We start from the raw sequence: 9,495 nt of genomic DNA on the forward strand, positions 1-9,495 counted from the left end.
AAAAAAGCGCTATTCGCGCTTGATTTTCCATTTATTGAATTCCAAAAATTCTTTGAATTGATCCTTGCTGACACCGGAAGCCATAGCCTCTCTTACTAAATCGGCCCATTCGAGATCAAGATTTTCATCCTTTTGCTCAGACTGATCACTATTCAAAAATTCTTCAACTGGAACCTTCAATACCGCGCCTACCTTTTCGAGAAATTGAATCGAAGGATTCTGTTGAAGTCCTCGTTCAATGGAGCTTAGATAAGATTTCGCAACACCGGCTCTTTGTGAAAGTTCAGTCAGTGATAAGCCATTTCTCTTACGCAGCGTCTTTATGCGTTCTCCGATCATAACAAACTCCTCCGTCATTACATCGTTGTAGACTAAATCCTATTATAACGAATATTTAAGGAATGCGAAAGCTCTTTAGCCGCCACTTATGTATGTTATTGGATGTTATCATATGAATATTGAATTAAAATATTCTAATATCTTAAGCTGCAAGCTAAAGGGCCTACCTATGAGTAAGCCCTTTTTTATTCATTTTTTCTATATCATTTCTAAGCGCTAGCCACGGATTGATTTTTTAATAAATTTCCGAATAAACTCTTTGAATCAGCTGCCAGTTGAAGAAATTCTCCTTGTTCAACTAGAATTCCTTGATTGATTACTATGACTTGGTCAGCTTGCTTAATGGTTGATAATCGGTGAGCAACAACGATAACGGTCATCGTACCTTTTAATCGATCGATTGCTTCTTGAATTTTCTTTTCGTTCTCCGTGTCCAATGCGCTTGTAGCTTCATCTAAAACGAGGATGGATGGCTTACGTATGATAGCTCGTGCTATTACAAGCCGCTGACGTTCACCTCCGGAAAGTCGGGTCCCACGATCACCTATAACTGTATCAAGTCCATTAGGGAGCTTTCCCACAAAATCAGAAGAGGATGCGAATTGTAATGCTTCCCACATCTGTTCATCGCTAGCATCGGGCTTGACCATGTGGAAGTTTTCTCTAATGCTTACATTAAAAAGGAATGGATCTTGTGCTACATAGCTAATGGATTTTCGGAAGGAAACTAGATTATGGTTAGTAATCGGGACTCCGTCAACTAATATTTGACCGGATTCAGGCTGCATCAATCCCATTATAAGATCAATAAGCGTGCTTTTGCCTGCGCCTGAAGGGCCTGCTATGGCTGTCATTTGATTTGAAGGAATGAATAGATTAATGTTTTGCAGCGTATACGCATCTTCATCTTTGTTGTATCGAAAGCTAACATTGCGGCACTCAATCCCGTGTTTTATGCGTAATGCAGTATTTTTGTCATTCACCAAATCGAGCTGCTCAACCGCTGCGCCGCATTCATTCTGAAGAAGTATTATTGCTCTACAAGCAGGTATCATGGAGTAGAGTTGTTCCAAGGTGGATTGGATAGTGGTAAATCTTGGCCATAAACGCGCAAAAATAACGGTAATCGTCAGCAGTTGTATGCTTTGCGTTTGGAAAAGCTTGAATGAAACCAATATAAAGCACGAAATGAGTAAAGCAGACGCTAATTTATAAACAAGCTGTGAGTTCATCCTTAGCCTCATATAGGATACTTGTTCATCCATCATTCCTTTTGTCAAAGCTTTAAGCCAGTTTAAACGCGACGATTCAAGTGTATTGCTTTTAATATCCTTCATCCCATTTAATTGATCGGTCATTCCTGCAAGGTAGCTCTGGGACAATTGAGAAGTCTGATTCCCGAGTTTTTTTGCCTCTTTGATGAATTTTCTGGAGAATAAACCTAGAATAATGCCGCATCCCAATACGAATAGGGTCAGTGTAGGAGACAGCCAAAAGGCAATTCCAATTTGGATTAGCGTGAAAATAAATGAGGTTATTAGTTGTAGACAAAGATTGATAGCCCCAAGCACGCGAGCTAATTCTATTGTCAACAAATTAATAAGATCGGATGACCTTTTTTTTAAAAAGAAGGGCCAGTTCGATTGAAGAATGGATTGGTAGGTTTCATGACGTAAATGGCGGCTGAAATGCTGTTGAATTTCTACGTTTCTAATCGAAACCTTTTGCTGGATGAAGTTTTGTATGAATACAATAGTTACATAGATACATAAAATGATTAGTAACGATAGAGTAGGGGAGAGTTCCCGCATGTAATCAGAAAGACCTGAAAAATAGCTATTGTTCATATCCAGGCTTACGATACCGATAAGACTCAGCATAGGAATCAATAATAAGATGCCAATGCTTTCCAAGAAACTAGAGACAGTCATACCGAACATATTGATGTACAAAGCGACTCCCGAAAAATGATGCAATCGCTTAATAAAGTGTAAAATGTAATTCATTTATTTCTCCTTCCGGGGATAATCAATTAAGTATAAGCATTTTTAATTTTATTCGCATAGAGATATCTTAGCTTGCCTTTTTTGCGAATTTCTCAACGACGATAAATTTTTCCATTACATCAGCTCCCGTGATATATAAGGGACCGCTGCGTAACCAGGCATGAGCGATTAATTTCCCTTCCTCATCCTTTGCTGTACCGAGGTAAAGGGTGCTGTCAATTTTTCGTCTCTCTAGCATCTTTAAGCCTGCGATAGCCTTGACAAGGCATTTGCTTTCCCAAAAAGTATATCGACTCATGATAGCAATGGCATGAGAAATATGTTTTAGCGTACGCATGTCCGTGTTTGCAGCATGAATGGTGGTTTCTTCCGTCTTTGCTCCAAGCGAAGGTGCAATTTTTGCAAATGGCCAATACATGATGAGGCGTGCCCATCCCAAGAAGAAATAAGTCTCGCAAAATAAGAAGAAGGTATGTCTTTTAAGTGAGAATATTATTTTTATTTTCTTGAGTAACAAGAACTAGACCTTCTTTCCTCATATGTTCCAAGAAGGAAATAACATGATGTTCACATTCCTTTTGTTCAACGTCATATTCAGATAATAATTGCTCTACAATTTTCTTAACTGAAATCTCTTCACCTAAAAAATCCCAAATACGGCCTCCTGTAGTTCCCAAATTGTAATAGTTGCCGTTACGGATGCTAAGCATCACTTTCTCGTCGCCCATATCACTTACAATATTTTGCTCACAAGACACAATGTAATCGGATAAAGTAATCGTTTCGGTATTAATCATTTCATAACTCCTCCTTGGGAATAGTGTTTAATAAAAAGGCAGCAAGCTCGTGCGCACTGAAATAGGAAGACGATCTTTGCAACTGAAACATTTCGATTTGATTGACGAAGCGTGAAAGTGTGGTGAAATGCCACCCCTGTAGTTCTAAGTGCTCTAGGAGAAAGTTACGGAATGTATGTCGAAGCAACATTTGAAACCTTACAAGTCCTTTGATTGGTTCAATCGCTGCGGTTGTTTCTGTTTTTACGAGTTCAAATATACCGGCTAACGGTAGGGAGTGGCTGCAAAATCTTGAAGAGACAGGCACTGCAAATTTGGTTTCTCTGTCAAAAAGTGGTTGAAAATGGGATGAGCTCATACCAAGGTGGTCGATGGTTTCCTGCCACATTTTTTGTTGCGGATAGGAAGGCGAAACCATTGGAACATTATTTTGATTCAGCGTTACTGGAATTAAATCGTCGCTCAATAAATGAAACCCTTTTTCCAGCAGGATTGACGCGAGCGTTGATTTCCCGGCGCCCGATTCACCAAGAATGGCATAAGCCTTTCCGTTAATGGCGATTGCGCTTCCATGCAACGGAAGAATTTTCTTTTGCAAAAGAATAACACCCATGCATGTGCCGAGTATGTACAAACGGATTTTATCATCGTTGTATCCTTCAAAAGGAGAGACAACAATGGAATTGCCATTACTAATGCAGAAAATCGCCGTATCGGGCACTCGAATGAGTACTTGATTGTCATTTACCGCGAAATATTCATTTAAAGAGGCAACGGAGCTCCAAAAGGCTGAAAGATCCATCTTCGTCACATTGACGGTTTCTATAATGATATCGGTACGTTCAATAATAGGGGGCAGCTCAGGCAGTGGAAGATAGCTATCGATACGGAAACCAAAGGAATAATAGCTGTTTTTGCTCTCGGTCTTTATCATGAGTATCACTCCGGTTCGTGGTGCGATATTTGGGGCAGGTGCCTATATATAAATATATAGGCACCTGAATTCTAAGTATGAAAGAATATTGATTAAAACTAACTGAAGTGAATTACTTCTGTTGGATCGGGCTGAACTCCGTCAGGAGTTTTAATTCCTGGACCAGCCATTGTCATGTTGACATTAAGCACTTCCAAAGCAGGTTGTTGCCAAGCTTTTTTTACTTGGTTTTGCATAGAAATCACCTCCTTTCAAGCATGTTTTTTGATAAAACGGTGAAAAATTAGACTGCGCATCAATATTCGAAAATGAGTCTCAAAGACAAGCTCTGGACGTGGATCTTTTTCAATGATAGACAATGCATTTTTTAGTTCCTTAATATTTAGGTACTCAGACATAATTGGATCTTGTATAACCTGTTGGAGCTCGTTAATAAGTGTGTTCCAAGAGGGAATCATCCGATGTAGACCATCGGCACCTTGTATTCCGCGAACTTTTTGATTTAGTCTAATATTATCAGGCAAGTAATTTTTTGTTGACCTACGAACGAGTGAACGATCAAAACCGTTTTGTACGAATTGCTCTTCAGGCACGGATAAGCAAAATCGAATGACGCGCAAATCGTTCGTTGCATCGCGTTCCCAAAGTGAATAACGCAGAGACTGCTTGCATCCGACTGTGCCGGTTATATTCCAGTAATAAAGCATTTCAAATTGTTTTCTTCTTACCTCATAAATATCCTGGAAAGGATTGCCCCAAAAGTCGTAACCATGCTGCTGCAGCCGCTCATAGACGTTTGTTCTTTTGGCAAATTCAGGGTTAATGAGATCAGGAAGATCAGGCTCGTTATTCGAAAAAAACAGTTTTGAGATTTTCGGAAATACTTTTTTACTGATTATTGGGAAAATACGCGATTTATTAATTCCGAGCTCTTTGCTGTAAAGACGGGTTTCCTTGGCAAACTGAACCCATTTTAAGTTTCTTAGCAAGCTTGCTTGATAATCCAGTGCGGGACCCCAGGATATTGTCCAGTTTCCTCGGCTCCCAGTAAGCAAAACTCCAAGGTTTTGAGCATGCGCTTGTTGATAGATTCCCTTTACCCAAAAAGAATTTTCGTAAAATTTATACGGTGTTTCCATGATATCGAGCCACTCATCAACCTCAGTAAGTGGATTCATTTCAGGGAAGTTTAAGTATTGATCATTTATATTGCCAACATGTTTGACTGTTGATTGAATATTTTGACGTTCGTTCGCAATTCTGCTCTTAGGTGTCCAATCCTGAAAATCTTCAAGTGGTACATAGCTAAACGTATGTAATTGTTTATTTTGCTCACGCAGCTCCCTAGCTGCAAAGCTTACAACTGATCCGGAATCGAGTCCTCCGCTTAATTTTGCTCCAACCTGTCGATACGTGCGAAGCCGAGACGAGACCGCTGTTTGGAAAACGTCCCTAAAGGCCTCTTCGTATTCTTCATTGGATTTGAGTTTTAATTTGTTCTCATCTGCTAAGGTAGAATATCTAGAAAACCTCAACTCGCCATCGGAAACCGTAATCGTGTGCGAGGGGGGGATCTGTCCTACATTCTTGTACACGGTTGTATACAAATCAACGGCATCGGTTGTTATTGGGATTGCTAGGAATTCGGATATCCATTGTTCGTTTAGCTGCTTATCTATGCCTGGTATTGAAAAAAGAGGTTGAATGGTTGTAGAGAAAGCAAACAACTCTTTTGTTTGAGCAAAATATAGCGTGCGGCTGCCAGAAAAATCTCTAGCGCCGAACATGGTGCGATTTTGTTCATCCCATATAACGAAAGCGAAATCGCCAATTAAATGCTTGGGAGCGTCTTTTCCCCATTTCTGATAGGAAAGCAAGATTAAAGCACTGTCAGTCATTCCCTTGCGATCAGTCAATCCAACTTGTAGTTTTTCAAATAGTTCAGAACGATTATCAATAATGGCATCGGCGGTTATAGCGAGTCCGCTTGAATGATCAAAGTAGGGCAGGTTTTCGGTAACGGACTCAGGTGTAATCCATTGCGCGTGACATCCCAAGAAAACATGTTCATTGCGCCATGCGTTGATATCATCTGCAGGAAAGTGCTGCAGATCTTGCAAGAGCTGCATACCCAGTTCTGGATGAATAGGTTCATTATTGAGATGACAAACACCGACTATAGCGCTCATTGTTTCCTCCTGTCGCTGATAAAGCACAAGCTGATGAAAAGAATTTATAATGGCATTTTGTTCTTATTTAAGAACTGTTGTGTGTAGTTTAAATAATGAATTAAAGATTAGGAAATAGTTAAACCATCACGGCTTTATTTATAGTTTAAATGAAAGATCGTTTTTTGTTTTTGTTCTTTATAAAGAACTTGTGATTAGGTTAACATCTCTGCTGTTTCATTGTCAACAAGTTAATTTGTAATTTGTATCATTTTACTGAAATAACAGACTTTGATAGAGCAACGCCACTGCCATAATAGATGAAAGGTGATGTTGTTCCGCAGTTGTGATCGGGGATGCAGTTGAATATACTAGTTTATAAAGTATTTCTACATATGGAGGAAAGGTGGGATCATATTGATTTATTTAATCATTAGCGGATGCATCATTATCATATATCTGTTCTTTATCTTTCCGACACAATGGTTGAAAGTGGAAAAGCTTAACAATCCAATTGGCATTAATAAGCGTATTCTTCAAATAAGCGATCTTCACTTTGACAGGCTGCGTGTGAGTGCAAGAAGAATCAGGGAAGAAATTAAGATGACTAATCCTCACTATATTTTTTTGACAGGTGATTTTACCTATAGAGAACGCTATTTATCACGAGCTGCTCAATACTTTAAAGTGATAGCTGACTGTGGTGTCCCTGTTTATGCCGTTTTGGGTAATCATGATTATGAACTGCCAAATTTAAAAAAATTGCTTGATCTATTTGAGGTTTATGGAATAAAAATTCTGCTAAACGAGTCTGTATTATTAGAGGATTTCCAATTAGTCGGGATCGATGATTACGGTACTGGTCACAGTAATATCAAGCAAGCATTTCGATTTGTCGACGACTCGAAGCCCATCATCATCATCACACATGATCCTAACGTCGTACTGAAGATCGAACGTCCGTATCATTATTTAATGGCCGGTCATCTGCATGGAAAGCAGCTGAACGTGCCGTTCTTTTTTGCGATTAAGCCGAAAGGCCCGCTTTCGGCTAAAGGAATCTACAAAGGGCTCCACACGGACCAGCGCGGGACCTTTTATATTTCAAAAGGAATCGGACAAGCAGGTGTGAATGCCCGCTTTATGGTTAGAAGCGAAATCACAATACATGACTTATGAGCCCATATAATTAGAAGTACTATTCTTGTTCGGAATTTCTGCGGCTAGCCTGCCGAAAAGCTGCGGGTGGGATGCCTTTAGCCTCAGCAAAGGTTCTTGTAAAATAATGAACGGATGAAAAACCGCAGCGCTCAGCAATGCTCTTAATGGGCGTTGAGGTTTGCGACAGCAGCTGCTCAGCGGCGCGTATTCGCTCATGCCTAACGAGCATGGAAAATGACTCATGCACGCTCTGCGAGAACAGCCTTGAGAGATGCCGCTCCGATACGTTAATATAACGGGCAACCTCGGCGAGGTTCAGGTTCGCTCCGAGATTGTCGCGTATGTACAGCTTGGCGCGGCTGATGAGCATTGCAGCATTAGATGCGGGTAATACCGTTTCCGTGCTGCTGTTCCTCCCGCCAACGATAGTGGGAAAAGTAAGGATCAAGGCGTGCGCAAGCTGAGGGATTAAAGAAATCGGAGCAGCATGACTATCGCCGCTTGGAACGAGCAAAGCGTGCCAAATGTGAGCAGTCGGCGAGAGCTGCTGCTTATCTGTCCATATCGGTCCGCTATTTAAGGCTTGATTGTAATAATCGAATTCATCTGGCTTTGAAAGCTTCTCATCAAGCTCAAACGCCACATATAATAAATCCAATTGGTCTACATCCCGAATTTGATGATATATATTTGGACGGGAACAAAACAGAACTCCCTCCCGCAATGGATAAGTGACATGCCCCTCCTCGTAAATTCCACTACCTCCGGTAACGTAGCAAACCTCAAAAAACGAATGTTTATGAACGGTATTCTCGATTAATCCTTGTACCGCTCCCCAATAATAAACATGAATGGTTACGCTATCGCCATGCAGCAAGCGTGCGTACCGATTTAATCGCTCTTCGCTTTTTGGCCAAACATACATATGAACCATCAGCTCCCTTGGCGTAATTGTGCAAAAAGACGTCTTTGACGGATAAATACGAATTCACCTTACCACATCTATAATAAAAGCATATTCAGACTAATTATAGGATAAGGAGAATCGATATGAACGTCAATGATGATGTGCAATTTTACAAGGAAAACGGGTATTTGCTGGTAAGAGGCGTGTTTAATGAGGAAGAGGTGCTGGAGATGAGAGCGGCGGTCGAGAGGATCATTAATCGCGCAGCTCAGAATCAAGCGGATACGAACCATGCTTGGCAGGGTGATTTCCTTCCACCTGAGCAGCTTAAGAAGCTGGTGCTGAAAGGTTTTCACGATGTGCATTACCATGACGCGGCCTTTACGAGAGCAGTCATTCACCCTAAAATGACGGCCGTTCTGAACAAAATCATCGGTCCCAATGTTCAGCTCCATCATTCCAAAATGCTTGTGAAGCCCCCTGCTAATGGAGCAGCGTTTCCGATGCATCAGGACTTCCCGTATTTTCCGCATCATAACCATTCCATGCTGGCTGCCAGCGTGCATTTAGATGACGCGGATGAGGAGAACGGCTGCTTGGCCGTGATTCCCGGTTCGCATCTGCAAGGACCTTTGCCGCATGTGGGCAAACACTATCTTAATCATAAGGAGTATCCGATCTCCTCGGGAACGCTTTGCCCAGCCAAAGCAGGTGATGTTTTGTTCTTCAACTACTTGACGATTCATGGTTCGGATGTGAACCGCAGTGATAGAACGCGAAGAAATGTTTTATTCCAGTATCGTGACGCAGCGGATAAACCGTCGGAGCAGGTTCATTTTGATTGGGGCATGGGCCTTATGGTGAGCGGCGAAAATGTAGATTTTAAAAACGTCAAACCAAATTTCGAACTTACAAAAGTATAGTCATAACACAATCTAACTCTTCTTCATGTCAATCGTCTGTGAAAATGTCACTTTAACTGTTCGATGAAAATGTCACTTGCTAAAATGGAGGCCGCCCTTACCAGGAGGCCTCTGAAAAACCGTTGTGCTGTGAATACATAGCATCTTGGAAGGCTCTGCGTTTTGTGTTACGGTTAGTAATGTTGTTGTCATACGTGGTTTTCCACGGATGATCGTCGGCGGGTTTGCGTTGGGGCGCAGAACTCGCCTTTTTCTTTTGT

General features: G+C 41.1%; 10 protein-coding genes and 1 pseudogene. 2 read left to right on the plus strand and 9 right to left on the minus strand.

From position 1 onward, the window contains the following. Positions 1-9: 9 nt before the first annotated feature. From RCO25_RS15845 to RCO25_RS15875, 7 genes are all read right to left on the minus strand, one after another. The gene (locus tag RCO25_RS15845; protein WP_308997111.1) at positions 10-339 is read right to left on the minus strand and encodes a helix-turn-helix domain-containing protein; all 330 of its coding nucleotides are present in this window, start codon (positions 337-339) and stop codon (positions 10-12) included. A gap of 209 nt (positions 340-548) precedes the next feature. Further along, entirely contained in the window at positions 549-2,345 is a 1,797-nt protein-coding gene (locus RCO25_RS15850) for an ABC transporter ATP-binding protein (RefSeq protein ID WP_308997112.1), read from the minus strand. Between the two features lie 67 nt (positions 2,346-2,412). Next, entirely contained in the window at positions 2,413-2,862 is a 450-nt protein-coding gene (locus RCO25_RS15855; RefSeq protein WP_374992118.1) for a lasso peptide biosynthesis B2 protein, read from the minus strand. Next, positions 2,825-3,142, minus strand: a complete 318-nt coding sequence (locus RCO25_RS15860; RefSeq protein ID WP_308997113.1) for a lasso peptide biosynthesis PqqD family chaperone — start codon at positions 3,140-3,142, stop codon at positions 2,825-2,827. Before RCO25_RS15860 ends, RCO25_RS15855 begins: the two co-directional genes overlap by 38 nt. Before the next feature lies 1 nt (position 3,143). Further along, positions 3,144-4,076: an aldolase gene (locus tag RCO25_RS15865; protein WP_308997114.1), complete on the minus strand. Its 933-nt coding sequence runs from the start codon at positions 4,074-4,076 to the stop codon at positions 3,144-3,146. A 98-nt stretch (positions 4,077-4,174) separates the two neighbouring features. Further along, positions 4,175-4,312: a paeninodin family lasso peptide gene (locus RCO25_RS15870; RefSeq protein WP_308997115.1), complete on the minus strand. Its 138-nt coding sequence runs from the start codon at positions 4,310-4,312 to the stop codon at positions 4,175-4,177. Positions 4,313-4,327: 15 nt separating this feature from the next. Continuing rightward, positions 4,328-6,265, minus strand: a complete 1,938-nt coding sequence (locus RCO25_RS15875; protein WP_308997116.1) for an asparagine synthase-related protein — start codon at positions 6,263-6,265, stop codon at positions 4,328-4,330. Between the two features lie 396 nt (positions 6,266-6,661). Here RCO25_RS15875 and RCO25_RS15880 point away from each other — a divergent pair, with 396 nt between their 5' ends. Further along, positions 6,662-7,423, plus strand: coding sequence for a metallophosphoesterase (locus RCO25_RS15880; protein ID WP_308997117.1), 762 nt, complete (start codon positions 6,662-6,664; stop codon positions 7,421-7,423). A gap of 19 nt (positions 7,424-7,442) precedes the next feature. Here the strand turns inward: RCO25_RS15880 and RCO25_RS15885 are convergent, their stop codons facing one another. Continuing rightward, positions 7,443-8,330 (minus strand): AraC family transcriptional regulator, encoded by an 888-nt coding sequence (locus tag RCO25_RS15885; protein ID WP_308997118.1) that lies wholly within the window; start codon positions 8,328-8,330, stop codon positions 7,443-7,445. A gap of 125 nt (positions 8,331-8,455) precedes the next feature. Here RCO25_RS15885 and RCO25_RS15890 point away from each other — a divergent pair, with 125 nt between their 5' ends. Further along, positions 8,456-9,235: a phytanoyl-CoA dioxygenase family protein gene (locus RCO25_RS15890; RefSeq protein WP_308997119.1), complete on the plus strand. Its 780-nt coding sequence runs from the start codon at positions 8,456-8,458 to the stop codon at positions 9,233-9,235. 97 nt (positions 9,236-9,332) lie between these two features. On the opposite strand, the pseudogene RCO25_RS35105 reads toward RCO25_RS15890, so the two are convergent. Then, positions 9,333-9,495: pseudogene (locus RCO25_RS35105) on the minus strand (ISNCY family transposase); the annotation flags it as partial.

Origin of the sequence: Paenibacillus sp. LHD-38, from assembly GCF_031157315.1 — a bacterium.
Lineage (GTDB): Bacteria > Bacillota > Bacilli > Paenibacillales > Paenibacillaceae > Pristimantibacillus.